Raw genomic sequence first — 21,287 nt, 5'->3', positions numbered from 1 at the left:
GCGGCCGCACGTCATCGCCCCGCGCCGCCGTGCGCGACGAGCGCTTCGATGACCGTGCGCGCCGCGTTCGACGGAGTCCGCGCGGCCGCGTGACCGACGCACAAACGCCACGGCAGCGGATACGGCCGGTAGTCGGCGAACGGGACGCCGGGGGAGAGCCGCGCGACCGACAGCGGGATGAGCGCGACCCCGAAATCCTTGGCCGCCAACTCCAGTGCGAACGCCTGGTCGGCCACCTCGATGACCGGATAGCGGCCCGGGAACAGCTCGTCGGCGATGGTGCGGATGCCCCAGCCCGGCGGGAAGTCGATGAACCGCACCCCGTGCAGATCGGCGGCGTGGAAGGGGCGGCCCGCCAGCGGATGCCCGGGCGCGGTGCACAGCACCAGCGTCTCCTCGGCGATGAGATGGGTGGTGAGGCCGGGGAATTCGTCGCTCATGCCCGCGAGCAGCGCCAGTTCGAGCGAATTGTCCAGCAGCCCGGCCACATTGCCGGCCATTCCGGAGATGCTCTGACGCATCCGCAGGGTCACCTCCGGATACTGCCGGTGCAGTTCGGCGATGATGCCCGCCAGGTCGATGTTGTGGATGTTCATCAGATTGCCGACGACCACCTCCCCGCGGATCTCCCCGCGGGCGGCGTCGATGGCGTCCACGATGTCGCCGCGGGCGCGCAGCAGGGTGCGGGCGGGCGCGACCATGGCCCGGCCCGCGACGGTCGGCTCGAGGGTGCGCGGGGTGCGGTCGAACAGGCGCACCCCGAGTTCGTGCTCGAGTTTGGCGACGCTGGTGGAGACCGCCGACTGCACCAGGTTGAGGTGGCGGGCCGCGGCGGTGAAGGACCGGTGGTCGCAACAGGCCAGGAAGCATTCGATCTGACGCAGCTCCATGGGCCGAGCTTAGCCCTGCCATCTATTGGATAGATAGCAGTATCGAAAACCATCGCTTTTGTAGATTGAAATCCCCGCCCACCATGAAGCGGTGATGGTTTCCACGCTCCGCACCGCGGCACCCGCACCGATCGCTCCCGAGGCTGACCCGACGCTGACCCGGACGACGGTGCTGGTGTTCGCGGTGACCGCCGGCTCCTCGGCCGCGGGCAACTACTACCTGCAACCCCTGCTGCACCAGGTCGCCGGCGACCTGACGGTGTCCACCGCGAGTGCGGCGCTGTTGGTGAGCGCGGCCCAGATCGGCTATCTGTGCGGCCTGGCGTTCCTGGTCCCGCTCGGTGACTTCCTGCGCCGCCACCGCATGGTGCCGGTGCTGCTGCTCGCCTCGGTCGCCGCCCTGCTGGTGTCGGCGTTCGCGCCGAACTACGCGGTGCTCGTCGCGGGAGTGGCGGCCACCGGGGTGGCGGCCTCGGCGGCGCAGGTGGTGGTGCCGTGGGCCTCGGCGCTGGCCGATCCGGCGCGGCGCGGGCAGGTGGTCGGCACGGTGATGAGCGGCCTGCTGCTGGGAATCCTGTTGTCGCGGGTGCTGTCCGGGGCGGTGGCGCAGCTGGGCGGCTGGCGCGCGGTGCTGCTGGTGGCGGCCGGACTGCAGGTGGTGATGGCGATCAGCGTGTACCTGCTCGCGCCCGCCACCCCGCGCGCGGCGACCGGGGAGAGCTATCCACGAGTGCTGGTGTCGATCCTGGGTCTGATCCGCCGCCACGCGGTGTTGCGGCAGCGCATGCTGCTCGGGTTCATCCTGATGGGGAGCTTCTCGCTGGTGTGGACCGCGCTGGCGTTCCAGCTGTCCGGATCGGGCGGAAGTTCGTACCACTACGGCGAATTCGTGATCGGCCTGTTCGGCCTGGCGGGGGTGGTCGGGGCGCTGGGCGCGCCGGTGGTGGGCCGGCTGGCCGACCGCGGGCACCTGCGCCGCGTCACCACGCTGACCTGGCTGGTGCTGCTGGCCAGCTGGGTGCTGGTGGTGTGGGGCGGGCACAACGTGGTGGCGTTGATCGCCGCGCTGGTGGTCTTCGACTTCGGTATCCAGGGCGCGCATCTGACCAACCAGTCGGCCATCTACACCCTGGATCCAGCCGCGCGCAGCCGCCTGACCACCGCCTACATGGTCACCTACTTCCTCGGCGGCGTGACCGGATCGGTGACCGCCGGGGCCGCGTTCGAGGCGGGCGGCTGGACGCGGGTGTGCGAACTCGGGGTGGCCGCCACGGTGGCCGGTCTGGTGCTGTGGGCGGTGTTCGCGCTCCGCCCACAGCACCGCCGGACTCAGACCGCCATGGCCTCGGGCAGCTGACCCGCCAGCGCGATCGCCTCGGCCAGCAGGTCCGCCGTCGACCGCAACTGCCGCTCGCTGTGCTCGGAGGTGATGAAGAAGCGCAGCCGCTCCTTGCCCACCGGCACCGCCGGGGCCGAGATGGCCCCGGCGTACACGCCCTGGCGCAGCAGGTGCGCGGACACGAATCCGGCCCGCATCTCGCCCGGCACGATCACCGGCACGATCGGCGTGCCCTGGGACTCACCGAGATCCAGTCCCCGCTCCCGCAGCGCGGTGTCGAACAGCCGGGCGTTGTGCCACAGCCGGGCCACCCGATCCGGTTCGGCCGCGAGCACATCCAGACTGGCCAGCGCCGCCGCGATGGCGGACGGCGCGGGCGCACCGGTCAGCATGGCCACGCCCGGTGCACTGGATTTCATCGCCGCGATCAGCTCGGCGTCGGCGGCGATGAACCCGCCGACGCTGCCCAGCGCCTTGGACAGCGTGCCCATCCAGATGTCGACCTCGGCCCCGGCCATGCCGTAGTGCTCGCGGATGCCGTGCCCGGCCGCGCCGAACACGCCGAGCGAGTGGGCCTCGTCCACCATGACGGCACAGTCGAATTCGCGGGCCACGGCGGCCAGTTCGGCCACCCGGCCGACGGTGCCGTCCATGGAGTAGTGGCCTTCCAGCACCACCAGCGCCCGATCGAACCCGGACCGCGACATCTTCAGCACCGACCGCAGCGAGTCGGGATCGTTGTGCCGGAAGTTGATCCGGCGGCAGCCGGCCCACTGCGTGCCGGAGACCACACTGCCGTGGATCAGGCTGTCGCAGAACGCCACATCGCCCTCGCGCAGCAGGAAGCCGATGACGCCCGCGTTGGTGAGGTAGCCGCTGGTGGTCACCATCGCATCGCCCACGTCGTACATTCCGGCGAGCCGCTGCTCCAGTTCGCCGTAGAGCGGGATCTCGCCGGACACGATCCGGCTCGCAGAGGCCGACGCGCCGTACTGGTCGAGGGCCTCCTGGGCCGCCCGCACCACCCGGGGGTGGCTGGACAGTCCCAGGTAGTTGTAGGCGCTGAAGTTCACCAGGTCGGTGTCCATGGCCCGGATGACGGTGTCGTTAGGGCTGTTCCGCGGCAGGAACAGCGGGTTCGGCATGCCCGACTGCTCGCTGATGGCCGCGATGGCCGCCCGTTTGGCGACGGCCGCCGCGACCTCCGGATGGTCGGCGAACTGCCGACCCGGCCCGCGCGGAGCGCGAGCCGGACCAGTCCGCCCCGCGAGGGGAGCCGGCGTGGCGGGCGCGGTGTGCCGGACCGTGGTGGCCCGGCCGGGCACTCCCGCCTCCGTGGTCGCGTTGCCCGCCAGCAGCTTCCGTGCCAGGTCCCGTGCGGATTCGCTCATGCCGACACCGCCCCGGTGTTCGCGCCGACCAGCATCTCGGCGGCGCGGGCCCCCGCGAGCTGGAGGGTGAACGACCGCCCGACCTTCATCGACAGCAGGTCCACGCCCAGCGTCTTGCCCACCAGCGCACCGAATTCCACCGCCATCAGCGAGTCCAGGCCCAGTTCCGGCACCGGGATGGTGAGGTCGATGGAGTCGGCGTCGACGCCCATCACCACGGCCAGTTGCTCGGCCAGCATGTGCGCCACCACGTCGGCCCGCTTCTGCTCGTCGAGTTCGCGCAGCGCCGACACCAGCTGCGAGGCGGCCGAATTGTCCTGCGCCGCAGCGGCGATCAGCTCGGCGGTGCGGCCGGTCATGGCGTACCAGGACACCGTGGAGGCCACCGTCGACCAGTTGATCGGGATGATCGACGCCTGGTGATGGATGCCCAGTTCCAGGGCCTTCTCCAGGTATTCGACGCCCTCGTCCATGTCGATCGGGTCGAATCCGGCGGTGCGCAGGTAGCGGGACACATAGTCGTCGTCGGCCATGCCGCCGCCGGACATGTGACCCCAGCCGACCGCCAGCGCCGTGCCGCCGTCGCGGACCACCAGGTCGGCGGTGGCATTGAGTGCGAGATTGGCTGCGGTGTAGGCGTATTGGCCGATGCTGCCGAAGATGGTGCTGCCGGAGGAGAACAGCACGAACATGTCGAGCTCGGCTCCGGCCGCGGCCAGCCCGTGCCGCAGCGCGATCACGCCCTCCGCCTTGGGCCGGTACACCTTGGCCAGGCTGTCCCGGTCCATGTCGGCGACCCGCTTGTCGTCGAGGGTGCCCGCGGTGTGGAAGACGCCGCGCAGCGGGTGCTCGGCGGAATGCGCCCGCGCTACCACGGCTTCCATGGCCTCGATGTCGGTGACGTCCACCAGTTCCTCGGTGACCTCGACGCCCTGCGCCCGCCAGCGCGCCAGTTGGGCGCGGGCGGCGTCGGTGGTCGCGCCGCCCCGGCCCAGCAGGGTCAGGTGGCGTGCGCCCAGCCCGGCCAGCCAGCGCCCGACGGCGAGGCCGAACGCGCCGAACCCGCCGGTGATCAGGTACCGGGCCGCCGGATCCACGGTGACCGCCGCGATCAGCGGACGCACCTGCGGCGCTTCGGATTCCAGGCGCACCGCGATCCGGCCGAGCTGCGCCGAACGGGCCACGTCCTCGAAGGCCCGGGCCACGTCGGCGGTGTCGTACACCTCGAACGGCAGGTACCGGTAGTGGCCCGACGCCAGCTTCTCCTGCACGCCGCGTACCAGATCGCTGGTGGCCGAGCGCTTGATCGCCAGCATGCGGTCCAGGTCGAAGGAATGGTAGGAGAGGTTCTTGTCGAAGTATCCCAGGTCGAGCACGCCGCCGCCGTAGATGTCGGCCTTGCCGATCTCCACGATGCGCCCGAACTCGGCCACCGCCTTGAAGTTCTGCCGCAGGATCTCCCCGGGCGCGGTGCTGATCACCACGTCCGCGCCGCGACCGGAGGTGAGGCCCAGGACGTCGTCGGCGAAGTTCAGCGACCGCGAGTCCAGCGCGTGGTCGGCGCCCTGTTCGAGCACATAGGCCCGGCGCTCGTCACTGCTGGCGGTGCCGATCACCGTGGCCCCGTACAGCTTCGCGACCTGCACCGCGGCCGAGCCGACACCGCCCGCCGCGCCGTGCACCAGCACCACCTCGCCCTTGCGCACCCGCGCCAGTTCGAGCAGCGAGTGCTCGGCGGTGGCGAACGCGACCGTGCTGGTGCACGCGCCGGGCTCGGTGTCCGCCGGCACCCGGGTGACCAGGTCGGCCTCGGTGGTGTGGAAGCGGGAGATCATGCCCTTGGACGTCACGAACACCCGGTCGCCGACCGCGAGATCGTCGACGCCCGTACCGGTCCGGACGACGACGGCGTCGGCCTCCATCCCGGGCTCGGTGCCGTAGAAGGTGCCCGCCATCTCGCGCTCACCGAGCACCCCGATGACCTTGAGCGGGTCCTTGTAGCCGAGACCGACCGCCAGGATGCGCACCTCGACCTCGCCCGCCCCGGGCGCGCGGCGTTCGCAGCGCCGCCACGCCAGCCGCGACAGCACCCGCGACTTGGGCAGCTCCAGCCGGAAGTTCGCCTCCGGATCGGTGAGCGGCTCGGCCCGGTCCAGTCCGTCGATGCGCTCGGGCAGGGTGGCCGCGACCACCGTCACCCAGCGCAACCCGTTGCGCAGCACCACTTCGTCGGCGTGGTCGTAGGTGAACGCGCCCGGCACTGCCAGCTCCGCCGCCAGGTCCGCCTCGCTCACCTCCGGATCCACGTCGATGAGCCGCCAGCGCAGCCGTGGCTGCTCGTTGAGCAGCACCCGGCGGGCGCCGGCCAGCGCGGCGTGCGCAGGATCGGGGACCGCGTCCTCGTCCGGGTGCGCGAAGGCCCGCTCGGTGACCAGGGAGACGTGCACGGAACCGTCACCGGTCATAGGGATTTCCTCGCCGCGCTGCTCGAGCCAGTCCTCGAGGAAGCCCTCGACGGTGACCGCGATGCGACGCAGCGTCCACAGCGCGTCCAGGTCGGTGTAGTCGTGTCCCGCGACCAGCACGATGTGCGTGCGCTCGACACCGTTGAGCGCCAGGATCCGCTGGAGTCGCTCGCGCACAACGGATTCCAGGTCCTCGCGGCCCGGATCGCCGACGGCGAGCACCTCGCCGTGGGCCGTGGCGCCCGCGATGGATGTGGCCCGCGCTCCCGCCTCGGCGGCGAAGTCGACGGCCAGCGTGTACGCGGTATCGGGGGTGGGCAGGGCGGTGGTGTCCACCGGTTCCCGCATGTCCCAGCGGTCCTCGTAGAAGTAGTCCGTGAGCCGTTGCAGCGCACCACGATCGGGGTTGATGTCGCCCAGCCGCAGGCCCAGGATCCGCATGACGATGTTCTTCTCATCGTCGAGCAGGTCGTAGTCGCAGGTGAGCTCGTCGGCGGTCTGGTCGCCGCTGGTACTGGTGAGGCGGGCCACCACGGTCACCCGCTCCGGGATGGGCGCGAACACCCGCACGCCTGCGACGGCGACCGGAACCAGCGCTCCCCGTCCGGCGTTCGGCGCGGCGGCGAGGACCGCTCCGAAGCACTGCACGGCCGCGTCGACGACCGCCGGGTGGGCGAGGTGCCCGCTGTCGCGGGCAATGGTTCCGTCCAGGGTCGCGACCACGGTATTGCCGCTCACCCGCAGCGCGGTGGCGCGGCGGAAGTCCGGGCCGTAGTCGAGGCCGCGGGCGGCGAAGGCGGTGTAATAGGCGTCGGGGTCGATGGCGGCCATCTCCTCGAGCACCGGCAGCTCGGCCTTGGACGGCTCGTAGACGCCCTCGACCAGGCGGCCGGTGGCATTGACCGTCCAGGCGTCGCCCGCCGCGTCGCGGGAGCGAATGCTGAAGCGCCGGGTGGATTCCTCCACCTGCAGTTCCACCACCGGGGCCATGCCCTCGTCCACCACCAGCGGCGCGAGGAACCGGACGTCCTCGACGGCGACCCGGGTGGACTCGGTGCGCAGCGCCGCCGCGCTCAGGGCCGCGTCCAGATATGCCGCGCCGGGCAGGATGCGAGACCCGCCGACCACATGGTCGGCCAGCCACGGCATGTCGCCGACGCTGAGCTGGACGCGCCATGCGGTGTTCGGGTGCTCCGGTACGGGATCGCCGAGCATGCGGTACATACCGGGCGTGCCGTACTTGAGCCGCTGCATGCCGCTCAGTTCGACGCGCAGCCGGGTGCGCTGCCATGGGTAGCGCGGCAGATCCACATGCCGGGTGACCAGATCGCCGAAGAGGGCGTCGATGTCGAGCACACCCGCCGCGTACAGCCCGGCCAGGGTCTGCCGGACGCTCTCGGCGTCGTCCTGCTTGCGGTTGAGGGTGGCGACGGTGGTGCCGGTCTCGTTCGCGCCGATCAGGATCTCGCGAATGTTGGCGCCCAGCACCGGATGCGGGCCGACCTCCAGGAACACCCGGCTGCCCACGCCCACCAGTTCGGTGATGGCGTCGGCGAAGCGGACGGGCTGCCGCACATTGGCGCACCAGTAGGCTGCGTCCCAGTCGCCCGCGGTCACCCGGGTGCCGGTCACGGTGGACCACAGCGGGATACGCGGCTCGGCGAGGCTCAGCCCGGCCAGGGCGGCGGTCAGCTCGTCGAGGATGGGGTCCATCAGGTAGCTGTGATACGGCACCTCGACCTGGAGTCGGCGCGCGAAAACGCCTTGCTCGGTGAGGGATTCGGCGATCTCGTCCAGCCGCTGCTCGTTGCCCGCGAGGGTGACCGCGCTCGGGCTGTTGATCGCGGCGATGCTGACCAGTTCGTCGCCGTCGATCAGCTCCAGCGCGGCGGCGGGGGCCAGACCGACCGCGAGCATGCCGCCCGAACCGGCCGTGGTGGCCTGCAGGCGGGCGCGATGGAAGCTGACCAGCAGCGCGTCCCGCAGCGACAGCATCCCGGTGACGTAGGCCGCCGACACCTCGCCGACACTGTGGCCGACCACGGCGGCGGGCCGGATGCCCAGCTCGTCGAGCAGGGCGACCAGAGCGACCTGGATCAGGAAGTTGGCGGGCTGGGCGACCGCGGTCGAGGTGACCCGCGACTGCTCCTCGGGCCGCAGCAGCTCCTCGACGATCGACCAGCCCGAGATCTCCCGGAACACCGCGTCGATCCGCTCGGCCTCGGTGGCGAAAGCGCCACCGGTGGTGAGCAGTCGGCGGCCCATGGCCCACCACTGCGGACCCATGCCGGTGAACACGAACACCGGTTCGGGCGCCTTGCGGGCGATCACCTTGGCGGTGCGGCCCTCGCCGCCCGCGAAGTCGATCAGCGCCCGCACCAGCTCGGCGTCGTCACCGAAGGTGAGGCCCGCGCGCACACCGTGATGGTGCCGCCGGGTCCACGCCGCCTCGGCCAGCCGGGCGGGTTCGGCTCCGGCGGCGATGAGCTCGGCGTAGCCGCGCGCCAGTTCGCGCGCGGCGGTGTCGGTGCGCGCCGAAATCGGCAGCACGCCATGGTGTCTGGGCTCCCGCTCCGGAGTGTCCGCCGCGACGTATTCCTGGAGGATGACGTGCGCGTTGGTGCCGCCGTAGCCGAAACCGTTGACCGCGACCGTCATTCGGGTCTCCGGATCGACCGGCTGCGCCTCCACCTGCAAGGCCAGACCCAGCTCGTCGAACGGGATCTCCGGGTTCGGCTCGTTCAACCAGCCCTGCGGCGCGATGGTGCGGTGGGTGATGGCCAGCGCCGACTTGATGACGCTCGCGATACCCGAGGCGGCCTCGGTGTGACCGAGCTGCCCCTTGACCGAGCCCACGCCCAGCGGCGCGGTCCGCCCCTCGACCTGCCCGTAGGCGCGTCCGATGGCCCGCAGTTCCAGCGGGTCGCCGACCGGGGTGCCGGTGCCGTGCGCCTCCACGTAGGTGACCTCGTGCGGTGCGATGCCCGCCCGCTCGGTGACCGACTTGGCCAGGGCCTCCTGCAGATCCGCGTTGGGAACGGTGATGGCGGTGGTGCGCCCGTCCTGATTGGATCCGGTGGCCTTGACCACCGCGTAGATCCGGTCCCCGGCGCGCTCGGCGTCCTCGAGCCGCTTGAGCACCACCATGCCCGAGCCCTCACCGCGGCCGTAGCCGTCGGCGGCGGCGTCGAAGGGCTTACTGCGGCCGTCGGCGGCCAGGAAGCCGCCCTTGCACATCGAGACGAACACCTCCGGCTGCAGCAGCATGGTGACGCCGCCCGCCAGGGCCACCTCGCAGTCGCCGTTGGCCAGCGCCTGGCAGGCCAGGTGGAAGGCCACCAGCGACGACGAGCAGGCGGTGTCGACGGTGAGCGCGGGGCCGATCATGTTGAGCGCGTAGGCGATCCGGTTGGACAGCATGGTGTACGACGCGCCCGCCGCGGTGTGCATGTCCACCCACGGCAGCGCCGCATTGGTGTTGGACACCGCCATCTGGTCCAGCGTGAAGGCCCCGACGTAGACGCCGATCGGCGCGCCCGCGGCCTGTCCGGCGATGCCCGCGTCGTCGAGCGCCTCCCAGGCCACCTCGAGGACGAGGCGCTGCTGCGGGTCCATGGCGGCGGCCTCGCGCGGCGAGATGCCGAAGAAGTCGGGGTCGAAGGCCCACGGGTCGCCGGTCATGAAGGCGGCCCGTTTGGTGTACATGCGTCCCGGCGTGCGTTTGTCCGGGTCGTAATACCGGCGGTAGTCCCACCGGTCGGACGGGATCTCCACGACCCCGTCGCCCTTGTTGATGATGAAGTCCCAGAACGACTCCGGGGAATCGATGCCGCCGGCATAGCGGCACCCGATTCCGACAATGGCAAGGTCAGACACTGCATCTCCTCGGAAAACAGAACGAACCTGGTGATCCCCCCCGAGGGCGCGCGGCGGCGGCCCGATCGTGTTCCGCGATCGGGCTCCCCTCCGAGTCATGTCAGCCCGCGGTCACGCCCGCCGGCCGCAGCATGAAATTCAATTCCGGACCCTTACTCCCGATTCGGGTTCCGGCGAGCCGCGCGAAGTCCATCGCTTGGTAGTAGCCGACGTTGGCGTCCTTGCAGATGCCGCACAGGGCGCGCCCGTGGGCCTCGGACTCGGCGATGAGCCAGCGGGTCAGCGCCCGGCCGATGCCCGAACGCGGGACCGTGGGGTCCGCGCCCAGGTAGACCATGTAGTTGTGCGGCTCGGCGGGGGCGGAGCCGGCGATGGCGGCGTCCACCTCGATACCCCGGCGGGTGGCCGCCGGGCCCATGGCCCACAGCAGCTGCGGACCCGAAATCGCTTCCCGCCGAGCGGTATTGCGGAAGCCGTGGGGAATCCACAGCAAAGCGCCGACGATCACGCCGTCGATCTCGGCGACGATGGCCGCCTCGGCGGGCAGGTAGCGGTGCCGGACGAGGACGCGCAGCATGCCCGGCGTGCGCCGCGCGCGCACTTCCGGATCGGGGAAGACGTAGTCCTCGATCGGATCGTCGGACTCGAAGGCCAGGGCGATGACCCGGACGATGTCCTCGATGTCGGATTCGGTGGCGCGGCGAATGGTCGGTGTACCCGACTGAACCAAAACTGTCCCTTACGTTTTCGCGCCCGTCAGCGCCCGACTTCGATGACGGACAGTCCCTCGTCCCACTACTCGACGGTAACCTGAACGGCTACTGACCGGTAATGTACCCAACAGTTACTGAACATGCGACCGATTCACCTTGTGGCATAAAACGATTCGCCGGGAGATGGCCAAGCGCCTCCGGATGCCCTAAGGTTCGCGCGCACAAAATGCCACGCGCGAAACAGATATGGGTTCGTTTCATCCGGGTGTCCGGCCGAACCAATAGAGTGGAGAACGTGGCCGCACTTCTCACCCAAGGGCAGACCGGTGAACTGGGCGTCTCGGACATCACCGTGACGGTGCATTTCAGCGCGGGAGTCGATCTCGCCGCGCTGCTCCTGACCGATCGCGGTGCGGTACGTGACGATACCGACCTGATCTTCTACAACCAGCCCACCGGCCCCGGCATCCAGCTGGTGCCCGGGCAGCACGCCGTCGCCGTGAACCTGAGCGCCGTGCCGCCGGGCGTGGCCCATATTCGCATCGTGGTCAGCCTCGACGACCGCGACAGCCGCTTCGGCGACCATCCCGCCCCGCACATCGGCATCGCCGACGATCGCGGAAACCCGCTGTACGAGTACGTGATCGACGGCCTCGGCAACGAGACCACGGTGGCGGCGGTGGACCTGGACCGCGGCGACGACGGATGGTACGCCCGCGCGGTCGGCTTCGGCCACCCCCGCGGCTTCGCGGCGCTGGTCGCGGATCACGGTGTTTCCATCAGCAATTCGCCGCACGCGGCCCGCCCCGCCGCCCCGTCGATCGCGCCGGTCATGAAGTCCGGCGACACCGTGGCCCTGCGCCGGCAGGGCCAGGACCTGAGCTTCGTCAAGATGGGCCTGGGCTGGGATCCGGTGCACGTGCAGCACAAATGGGGTTCGCGGCCGGTCGAGATCGACCTGGACGCCTCGGCCTTGGTCTACGCCGGGCACGATCTGATCGACGCCGCCTACTACGGCCAACTGGTCACCAAGGACGGCGCCATCCGGCACTCCGGCGACAACCTCACCGGTGAGGGCAAGGGCGACGACGAGACCATCACCGTGGACCTGACCCGGATCGGCCCGCAGGTCACCACCATCGTCTTCGTCATCACCTCCTACGCGGGCCACACCTTCGAACGGGTCCGGAACGCGTTCTGGCGCTTGACCGACGGCACCACCAGCACCGAGCTCACCCGCTCCAATCTGAGCTCGGGCGGCGCGCACACCGGCATGGTGGTGGCCAAGGTGCATCGCGAGGACGGCATCTGGAAGGTGTCGGCGCTGGGGCATCCGATCGAGGCCGGGCACCCGGTCGAAGCGGCATCCCAGGTGGTCGGATTCCTGTGAGCGGGTTCAGTCCACGGTGATGAACCGGCCCAGCTGCGGCACCGCCTCGCCGGGGTGCTTGGCCTGGAAGCCCTCGCCGATGGCCTGTAGCTTCCATTCGCCGCCCGAGCGGAACACCTTCGCCATGGCGATGGCCGTGAACGGCATGCCGCCCGCCAGCGCGTAGCGGGCCAGCTCGGCCTGCGTGGTGTCGTCCACCAGCCGGCAGTAGGCATTGCTGACCTGCTCGAAGGTGTGGCCCTGGTAGGAGGTGACGATGAACAGCAGTGTATTCACGTGGCGCGGAATGCGACTCAGGTCGACCAGGATCACCTCGTCGTCCCCGGCCGCGCCCTCGCCGGTGAGATTGTCGCCGGAGTGCCGGATGGACCCGTCCTTCGAGATCAGCTGACCGTAGTAGGCCACGTCCACCAGGTGCCGGTCGGCGAACATGGCCACCCAGGCGTCCAGGTCGATGTTCGCCGCGCGGCGGCCGAACAGTCCGCCCTGTTTGGCCGGGTCCCAGCCCAGGCCCATGCGGATGCGGGTGAGCGCGACCCCGCCCTCCTTGCGCAGCGTGACGCGTTGCCCCTTGGACAGATTCACCGGCTTGGCGCCCGAGAGCCCGCCCTCGGTGGGGTGCGGCGAAGAGGGCGGCGGAGGCGGCGGCTGGGTGCGGTCGGCCGGCGTCGGCGGGACCGGGGGCGGAGTGATCGGCGGCGGAGCGATCGGCGGCGGGTAGGCCGAGGGCGGCGGCGGGGGAGCGACGGGCATCGGGGCGGGCCGCGGCGCGTCCTCGACCGTCACGCCGTGATCGCGGACCAAGGCGGCGAATCCGCCCGCGTACCCCTGCCCGACGGCCCGCACCTTCCAGGCGCCGTAGCGCCGGTACAGCTCGACCGCGATGACGATGGACTCGCTCTGCAGGTCCTCGATCTTGTACTCGTACAGCGCGTTCCCGCCCGGGTCGGAGACCACCGCGATGGGCGGGGCGATCCGCCCGAAGGTGGCCCCGGTCCCGTCGAGGGTGATGACCGCCCGGATCTGGGTGATCTCGGCGGGCACCTGCGCCAGTGAGACCGCCAGATCGGCGGGCTGCCCGGCCACGCCGTTGCGCAGGCGCACCCCCGGACCGGTCGGCTGGTTGTAGAACACGAAGTCGTTGTCCGAGCGCACTTTCCCCTGCTCGGTCACCAGCAGCGCGGACAATTCGGCGGTGGCCGCGACGCGGACGGAGACCACCACCTCCGCCGCGGCCAGTGCGCCGTTCTGACCCTTCACGAGTGTTGTGGACAAAACCGATCCTCCCGTATCGAAAACGCCCACCTGCCACTCTAGGAGACGGTTCGGCGCTCAGCAGGCGAGCTGGTCGGCCAGATCCAGGAAATCCACGGCATTGATATCGAACTCGGCGGAGAACTCGGCATCGGCGAGCGCGGGGTCGCCGTATTCGAGCGGCCGGGCCACGAACGCGGTCCGGAAACCGAGCTCGCGCGCGGCCCGGATGTCGTACTTGTGGCTGGCCACCATCATGATCTCCGACGGCTCCAGGCCCAGGTAGCGGGCGGCCAGGCCGTAGGTGCGCGGATCCGGCTTGAACGCGCCCACCATCTCGGCCGCGAAGACGGCGTGCCAGGGGAGGTCGCCGTGGCGCGTAATCTCCACCACCGCACTGACATCGGCATTGGACAGGGTCGCGAGGGTGAACGTCGCGCGCAGGCGGCGCAGGCCGGGGACGGTGTCGGGCCACGGATCCAGGCGCGCCCAGGCGCGGGCCAGTTCGTCGCGGGCGGCGGGCTTCAGGTCGATGCCCTCGACGTCGAGCAGCGGGTCGAGGGTCTTGCGGTAGATCGACGCCACGCTGACCCACCCGCTGTCCGCGGGCTGCCGGGACATCTCCGTGAAATAGGCCGCGCGCCAGTCGTTCACGAACTTTCCCCAGTCCTGGTCGGGGCTCAGCTCCCCGGCGGCCGCGACGGCGGCCCGCACGATGGTCGAGTGGAAGTCGGTGGCGGTTCCCTGGACATCGAACAGCAGTGCTCTCGGCCTCATCGCGTTCACGGCGAAAGCCTACGAGATCGGTTCTAGGCTGGCGGGCATGGAGATCGGTCGGGCCAGCAGAACAGCCTTGGCGACCGCGTACGCGCGCGCCTACCACCAGCTCTCGGGCGAACCACGGGTCTTCACCGATCCGCTGGCGGCGCCGATCGCGGGCGTCACCGCCGAGCGGATCGCCGATCTCGACACCGCGACCCTGGACCGGCCCGGCGGTCCGGACCCCCGGCAGCGGATCCGGCGCTACTTCCTCGCCGCCCGGGCTCGATTCGCCGAGGACGTGGTGGCGAGCGCGGTCGCGGCGGGAACCGGGCAGGTGGTGATTCTCGGCGCGGGGCTCGACACCTTCGGATACCGCAATCCGTATCCGGGACTGCGCGTGTTCGAGGTCGATCACCCGGACACCCAGACCTGGAAGCGCGACCGGCTCGCGCAGGCCGGGATCGACATTCCCGAGTCGCTCACCTTCGTGCCCGTCGACTTCGAAACCGACACGCTGGCAGCGGGTTTGGCCGCCGCCGGGTTCGATCGCGACCGGTCCGCGGTGTTCGTCTGGCTCGGCGTGGTCATGTACCTGACCCGGCTCGCCATCGAGGAGACCCTGCGCTTCATCGCCGGACAAGGACGGCCGGTGCACCTGGTCCTCGACTACTTGAGCAGCGGCACCACCGACGAGGAACGCGCGTCGGTCCGCGAGCGCGCGGCCCGGATCGCGGCCATCAGCGAGCCCTGGCTCAGCTACTTCGAGCACGAGGACATCGAGGCGCTGCTGCGGTCCTGCGGCTTCGACACCGTCGAGGCGCGGCCGCTGGCGGAGCTGTTCACCGACTACCTCGGCGAGCCGCTCGCGGGCCTGCCCGCCCGGAACCGGCCCGCGCCGCTGCTGCACGCCGCGGCCGGGGCGTGAGCCGCCGCGCCCACCCGTTTGCCCGGCATTTGCACTGGTAGCCCCGGTGCGGTGGCGCTCGACCGATCTATTGCCCGATCAGCTCCGGACCGGTATTCAGTTCGCTCGGGTGGGTACGCGAGTCGAGGCTTGAAGGTAGGAACCGGTGACCGTCGATCTTCCCGCGGCAGGCCGGGCACCGGGTCCCGGCGGCCGAAGACGGGTCCAGACGCTGCCGCGTCTGCTGGCCGCCGCGGTCGAGAGCAGACCGGACGGCATCGCCCTGCGCGCGGGCGGCCGCTCGCTCACCTATGCCCGGCTCGACGCGTACTCCACCCGGGTGGCCCGGCTGCTCATCGCCCGCGGACTCGGTCCCGGCGACCGCGTGGTGCTGGCGCTGCCGCGTTCGGCCGAGGCGGTCGTCGCGGTCTGGGCGGTCGCCAAATCCGGGGCGGCCTTCGTGCCCGTCGACCCCGCCTACCCGCCGGACCGGGTCGCGCACATGCTCGCCGACGCGGGCGCGGCCTGCGGACTCACCCTCACCGCCACCCGCGAGCGGCTCGGTGACGGGCTCGACTGGCTCGAACTCGATGCCCCGGACTGCCGCGCGGAACTGGCCGACATCTCGGCCGAACCGCTGCACTACACCGACCGCACCCGCCGAGTGCACGCCGACGACATCGCCTACGTCGTCTACACCTCCGGTTCGACGGGCCGCCCCAAGGGCGTCGCGGTCACCCACACCGGATTGGCCGGGCTCTGCGGCGAACTCACCCGCCGCTTCCGGGTCGACCCGGATTCCCGCACCCTGCACTTCGCGTCGCCCAGCTTCGACGCGGCCATCCTGGAACTCCTGCTGGCCGTCGGCTCGGCGGCCACGATGGTCGTCGCGCCCGCCGACTGCTACGGCGGCGGCGAACTCGCGCGGCTGCTGCGGGCCGAGCGGGTGACGCACGCTTTCATCACCCCGGCCGCGCTGGCCGGGATCGATGCCTCGAATTTGCCGGACCTCGCGGTAGTGGTGGCGGGCGGTGAGGAATGCCCGCCGGATCTGGTGGCCCGCTGGTCACCGGGGCGCGGGTTCTTCAATCTGTACGGACCCACCGAGACCACCGTCGCCGCGACCATCAGCGATCCGCTCACCAGCGCCGATACCGTCACCATCGGCGGACCGATACCCGGCGTGACCGCCCTGGTGCTCGACGCCCGGCTGCGGCCGGTGCCGACCGCCGTGGCCGGTGAGCTCTACCTGGCCGGGCCGGGGCTCGCGCGCGGCTATCACCGGCGGGCCGGGCTGACCGCCGCGCGCTTCGTGCCGCACCCGAACGGTAAGGGGGAGCGCATCTATCGCACCGGGGACATGGTGCGGTGGGTGCTCGACCGCGACGGTGTGCCGGGACTGCAATACCTGGGGCGCAACGACTCCCAGGTGCAGATCCGCGGCATCCGGGTGGAGCTGGACGAGGTCGACGCGGTGCTGTTCGCCCACGAATCCGTCGCCTTCGCGACCACGCTGGTGCGCCGGCTGCCCAGTGGCGTCGACGGGGCCGTGTCGTACGTGGTGCCCGTCCCCGGAGCCGATATCGATGCCGCGGCGCTGACCGACCATGCGCGGCACCATCTTCCGCGCCACGCGGTGCCGGCCGCCCTCACGGTGCTCGACCGCCTTCCGCTGACCCCATCCGGGAAGCTGGATCGCGACGCGTTGCCCGAGCCGGTATTCGCAGCCCGGCCGTACCGGCGGGCCCTGACCGCGACCGAGCGGGAGGTGGCCGCGGCCTTCACCGAGCTGCTCGGTGTCGCGCGAGTGGGCGCGGTCGACGACTTCTTCGACCTCGGCGGAAACTCGTTGCTCGCTACGAGATTGGCGGGACGACTCGGGGCCGGCCGGGCCGTCCGGGTGCCTGTGCTGCTGGTGTTCGAGCACTCGACGGTCGCCGCTCTGGCGGCGGCCATCGACGGGCTCGGCACCGGTGACCGGCCCGCACCGGCCGCGCGGTCGCGGCACGGGACGCGGGCTCCGCTGTCGCTCGCGCAGCAGCGCATGTGGTTCCTGGCGCGCTTGGATCCGGAGTCGGCGGTCTACAACATTCCGTTCGCGCTGCGCCTGACCGGGGAGCTCGACGTGGCCGCGCTCGTGTGCGCACTGAGGGACCTGGTCGAACGGCACGAGGCACTGCGGACCGTCTATCCCGAGGACGGTGGCGACGGGTATCAGGACATCCGCCCGGCGGACGCCGTGCCGATCGACCCGGTCGCGGCCGACGTGACCGAGTCCGGAGTGCGGAGCGAACTGATCGCCCTGGCGGGCACGGGATTCGACGTCACCACCGAGGTTCCGCTGCGACTGCGGCTGTTCCGGATCGCGGAGCAGGACCACGTGCTCGGGGTGGTCATCCACCATCTGTCCGCCGACGGCTTCTCCATGGTCCCCTTGACCCGCGACCTCATGACCGCCTACGCCGCCCGCACCCGGGGCGCCGCCCCGGACTGGACACCACTGCCGGTGCAATACGCCGACTACGCCGTCTGGCAGCGCGAATTGCTGGGCGCGGCCGATGATCCCGGCTCATCGCACGCCGAACAGCTCGGTCACTGGCGGACCGCGCTCACGGGGTTGCCGCCCCTGCTGGACCTGCCCGTCGACCGTCCCCGCCCGGCCGTCGCCTCGCATCGCGGTGCGGCACAGCATTTCCGGGTGGACGCTACCCTGCATCGGGCCTTGGCGGAGCTGGCCCGCGCCCGGGGCGTCTCGCTGTTCATGGTGGTGCACGCCGCGCTCGCGGTCGTCCTGGCGCGGCTGGCCGGGGTGGACGATGTGGCCGTGGGCGCGCCCGTGGCCGGCCGCGGGGAACCCGAACTCGACGATGTCGTGGGCATGTTCGTCAATACGCTGGTCCTGCGCACCCGCGTCGACCCGGCCGAGCGCTTCGCCGATCTGCTGGACCGGGTGCGTGACACCGACCTGGCCGCCTTCGCCCATGCCGAGCTGCCCTTCGAACGGCTGGTGGCCGCACTGGACCCACCCCGCACCCAGGCCCATCACCCGCTGTTCCAGGTGGCGCTGTCGTTCCAGGACTTCGGAGATCAGGTGCTGGGACTGCCAGGGCTCACCGTCACCGGAATCGATCTCGGTGAGGCGGTGTCACCGCTGGATCTCCAGCTCACCGTGGTGCCGCAGCAGGATGCCGAAGGTCCCGCGGGACTGCACTGTTCGTGGCGATACGCCACCGACCTGTTCGACGAGAGCACGATCGTCCGGCTCGGCGGGCGGGTTGTCGCCGTGCTGGCCGCCATCGCCGCCGATCCGCACGCGCCCGTCGGCGACCTGCCCTGCACCGATCCTGCCGAACTCGCGGCCCTGCCGACGACGGGTCCGCGGCGCGAGGTGTCGCAGACCTTCCTGTTCAGCTGCTTCGCCGATCGGGCGGCGCGCACTCCCGAAGCGGTCGCGGTGACAGGTGACCGCACCGCGCTGACGTACGGCGAACTCTTCGAGTGGTCGAACCGGTTGGCGCGCAAGCTGATCGCATCGGGTGTCGGACCCGGCACCGTGGTCGGCGCGGCCGTGCGGCCCGGACCCGATCTCGTGATCTGTCTCTACGCCATCGTGCAGGCGGGCGGCGCGTACTTTCCGATCGAACCCGACCAGCCCGCCGAACGCACCGCCGACCTGCTCGCCACGGCGGAGCCCGTCTGCGTCGTGACCGCCGATCTCGTGAATGCCCCCGAGCTGGAGAGCTTCTCGCCCGCGCCGATCACCGACGCCGTCCGGTCGCGGCCACTGCACGAACAGGACCTCGCGTACCTGCTGTTCACCTCCGGGTCCACGGGCCGCCCGAAAGGCGTCGGCATCTCGCACGCAGCCATGGCCAACCACATCGCCTTCCTCACCACCGAATACGGGCTGTCCGAACGCGATACCTACATCCAGCTGGTGTCGAGCACCTTCGACGCCTCGCTCATCGGCTACACCGCCCCGCTCGCCGTGGGCGGTCGCCTGGTGATCCCGTCGCCCGCCCGCCGCACCGATCCGGACCACCTGGCCGACCTGCTGATCCGGCACCGGGTGACGGCTTTCCTCACGGTGCCGTCCCTGCTGCGGGCGCTGCTGGAGTTCGCACCCGACGGCGCGCTGTCGGGCTTGCGGGTGGTGTGCGTCGGCGGCGAGCCCCTGCCCGCCGAGCTGATCGCGCGGTTCCGGGCAGCGAGCCCGGCCCGGTTGCACAACCTCTACGGGCCCACCGAGGCGACGATCTCCATCACCGGCACCGACGTCACCGACCACGACGGCGGCCCGATCTCCATCGGTGCGCCGCACTGGAATTCCCGCGCCTACGTGCTCGACGCCCGACTGCACCCGGTGCCACCGGGCACGCCCGGGGAACTGTACGTCGCGGGTGCGCAGCTCGCCCGCGGCTACCTCGGACGCCCCGCGGGCACCGCCGGCCGCTTCGTCACCGACCCCTTCGGCGGTGCGGGGGAGCGCATGTACCGCACCGGTGACCTGGTTCGCCGCACCCGCGATGGGGGACTGGAATACTTGGGCCGCACCGACTTACAGCTCAAACTGCGGGGTCAACGGCTGGAACCGGGGGAGGTGGAGGCCGCGCTGCGCGCGCACCCGGAGGTGGCCGAAGCCGTGGTCACTATCCGCCGGGACCGGCTCGTCGGATACCTGCGCGCCGTCACCGGTCGCACTCCGTGCCCGGAGGAAGTTCTGGCCGCGGCCCGAAAGCTGCTGCCCGGCTACATGATTCCCTCGGACCTCGTCATTCTGGATGCCTTCCCGCTCGGCTCGACGGGCAAGCTGGACCGCGCCGCCCTCCCCGACCCGGAACCGTCGTCGCGGATGTACACCGCGCCGGAAACGGCCGACGAGCACGCGGTCGCGGACGTCCTCGGCGCCGAACTGTGTGTCGAGCGGGTCGGACGTGACGACGACTTCTTCGCCCTGGGCGGAAACTCTCTGTCCGCCATCCGGGTTCGCGCCGCCCTGGCCGGCCGGCTCGGCTTTCCGGTGTCCCTCACGGACCTGTTCGCCCACCCGCGCGTCCGCGACCTGGCCGCCGCGCTACGGGCGGAGGCAACCGTGGCCGGCGGCGGGCCGGACCCGGTGGCGGACGCCGTGCTGGATGTCCGGATCACCGCGGCCGGTCTCGCCCCCCGGCGTCCGGGCTCGCGGTCGGCGGTACTGCTCACCGGCGCAACGGGTTTCCTCGGCAGTTTCCTGCTCCGGGAGCTGCTCGAACGAACCTCCGCCACCGTCCACTGCCTCACCCGCGCACCCGGCGTACTCGAGGCCCGCCGTCGCATCGTCGCCAATGCCGACCGCTTCGGCATCGACCTCGTCCCGCATATGGATCGAATAGTGCCTGTCCCCGGTGATCTCGCGCAGCCCGGCCTCGGCCTGAGCACGAACGAGTTCGCCGACCTGGCCGAGCGGATCGACGCGATCTACCACAACGGCGCGCTGGTCAACCACCTCGAGCCGTACGCCCGCATGCGCGCCGCCAATGTCACCGGCACCGCCGAGATCCTCCGGCTGGCCGCCACCCACCAGGCCACACCGGTCCACTTCATCTCGACGGCCTCGATCTCGAACGGCCCGCTCCCGGACGGCGTGCCCGGCTATATCGCCACGAAATGGGTGGGGGAACAGCTGGTTCGAGCCGCCGCCGAGCGTGGTGTTCCGGTCCGCGTCTACCGCCCCGGCCTCATCACCGGTGATTCCCGGTGCGGCGCGGCCGGGGCCGACGACGCCTGGTGGACGATGCTGCGCGCCATGCTGGTCCTCGGTCTCGCCCCCGAGCTACCCGATGCCGAGGTCGCCATGGTGCCCGTCGATCAGGTCGCCGCCGCGATCGTCTCCGCCGCCCGGAAACCGGCCGAACCCGGTGACGTCGAGACCGTCACCCTGCTGCCGGTCCGGACAGTGTCCCTCGCCACCGTTCGAGACGAAATCCTCTATCACGGTTACCGTCTCGCCCCGGTGGCTCCGGCGGACTTCGCCACGGCCCTGCTCACGGCGGCCGAACGGCCGGACGCGGACCCCCGTTTGGTGCGCGCCGCCGCCCTCAGCGTCAACTATTCGGCCGAGGTCACCGGAACGGCCGCGCGCGATCCCCGTTCGGCCTGTCCCGGAGTCGATCGCCCCATCCTGGCCCGCTACCTCGACTACTACATGAAGACCGGTTTCCTGCCCCCGCCATGACCATTCGCCAGTCGGCGGGCAGGTGCAGCTTGGTGTAGAGCTCGCCGGGGGTGCTGGACCGAGGCGACCAGGAACGGGTCCAGTTCCTC

Annotated in this window: 10 protein-coding genes; 4 read left to right on the top strand and 6 right to left on the bottom strand. The window is 71.0% G+C overall.

Annotation, left to right across the window (positions count from 1 at the left end):
* Positions 1-11: 11 nt before the first annotated feature.
* Positions 12-890, bottom strand: a complete 879-nt coding sequence (locus ACFYTS_RS26365) for a LysR family transcriptional regulator (RefSeq protein ID WP_357287925.1) — start codon at positions 888-890, stop codon at positions 12-14.
* Positions 891-984: 94 nt separating this feature from the next.
* Here ACFYTS_RS26365 and ACFYTS_RS26360 point away from each other — a divergent pair, with 94 nt between their 5' ends.
* Positions 985-2,247, top strand: coding sequence for an MFS transporter (locus tag ACFYTS_RS26360; RefSeq protein ID WP_387307900.1), 1,263 nt, complete (start codon positions 985-987; stop codon positions 2,245-2,247).
* Here ACFYTS_RS26360 and ACFYTS_RS26355 read toward each other — a convergent pair.
* The 3 genes from ACFYTS_RS26355 to ACFYTS_RS26345 form a co-directional block, all read right to left on the bottom strand.
* Positions 2,220-3,620, bottom strand: a complete 1,401-nt coding sequence (locus ACFYTS_RS26355; protein WP_387307898.1) for an aminotransferase class I/II-fold pyridoxal phosphate-dependent enzyme — start codon at positions 3,618-3,620, stop codon at positions 2,220-2,222. The two genes, ACFYTS_RS26360 and ACFYTS_RS26355, sit on opposite strands and share 28 nt — an antisense overlap.
* Complete coding sequence (locus ACFYTS_RS26350; protein ID WP_387307896.1) at positions 3,617-9,961, bottom strand: SDR family NAD(P)-dependent oxidoreductase; 6,345 nt, start codon at positions 9,959-9,961, stop codon at positions 3,617-3,619. The genes ACFYTS_RS26355 and ACFYTS_RS26350 overlap by 4 nt, the downstream gene beginning before the upstream one ends.
* Positions 9,962-10,061: 100 nt before the next feature.
* The gene (locus tag ACFYTS_RS26345) at positions 10,062-10,691 is read right to left on the bottom strand and encodes a GNAT family N-acetyltransferase (RefSeq protein ID WP_387307894.1); all 630 of its coding nucleotides are present in this window, start codon (positions 10,689-10,691) and stop codon (positions 10,062-10,064) included.
* Positions 10,692-10,969: 278 nt separating this feature from the next.
* Between ACFYTS_RS26345 and ACFYTS_RS26340 the strand changes: the two genes are divergently transcribed.
* Positions 10,970-12,064: a TerD family protein gene (locus ACFYTS_RS26340; RefSeq protein WP_357287939.1), complete on the top strand. Its 1,095-nt coding sequence runs from the start codon at positions 10,970-10,972 to the stop codon at positions 12,062-12,064.
* 6 nt (positions 12,065-12,070) lie between these two features.
* Here ACFYTS_RS26340 and ACFYTS_RS26335 read toward each other — a convergent pair whose 3' ends face one another.
* Together ACFYTS_RS26335 and ACFYTS_RS26330 are read right to left on the bottom strand one after the other, a co-directional pair.
* Positions 12,071-13,339 carry a TerD family protein gene (locus ACFYTS_RS26335; protein ID WP_387307892.1) on the bottom strand — a complete coding sequence of 423 codons (1,269 nt, stop codon included), beginning with the start codon at positions 13,337-13,339 and terminating at the stop codon, positions 12,071-12,073.
* Between the two features lie 57 nt (positions 13,340-13,396).
* A complete protein-coding gene (locus tag ACFYTS_RS26330; RefSeq protein ID WP_387308053.1) occupies positions 13,397-14,095 on the bottom strand; it encodes a haloacid dehalogenase type II in 699 nt (232 codons plus the stop codon).
* 46 nt (positions 14,096-14,141) lie between these two features.
* On the opposite strand from ACFYTS_RS26330, the gene ACFYTS_RS26325 reads away from it, so the two are divergent.
* On the top strand, positions 14,142-15,005 hold the full coding sequence (locus ACFYTS_RS26325) for a class I SAM-dependent methyltransferase (protein ID WP_387307890.1): 864 nt from the start codon (positions 14,142-14,144) through the stop codon (positions 15,003-15,005).
* A 145-nt stretch (positions 15,006-15,150) separates the two neighbouring features.
* The gene (locus ACFYTS_RS26320; RefSeq protein ID WP_387307888.1) at positions 15,151-21,198 is read left to right on the top strand and encodes an amino acid adenylation domain-containing protein; all 6,048 of its coding nucleotides are present in this window, start codon (positions 15,151-15,153) and stop codon (positions 21,196-21,198) included.
* Positions 21,199-21,287 lie beyond the last annotated feature (89 nt).

The organism is Nocardia sp. NPDC004151, from assembly GCF_042874235.1.
Lineage (GTDB): Bacteria > Actinomycetota > Actinomycetes > Mycobacteriales > Mycobacteriaceae > Nocardia.
This window is presented reverse-complemented; position numbering and strand designations above follow the sequence as displayed.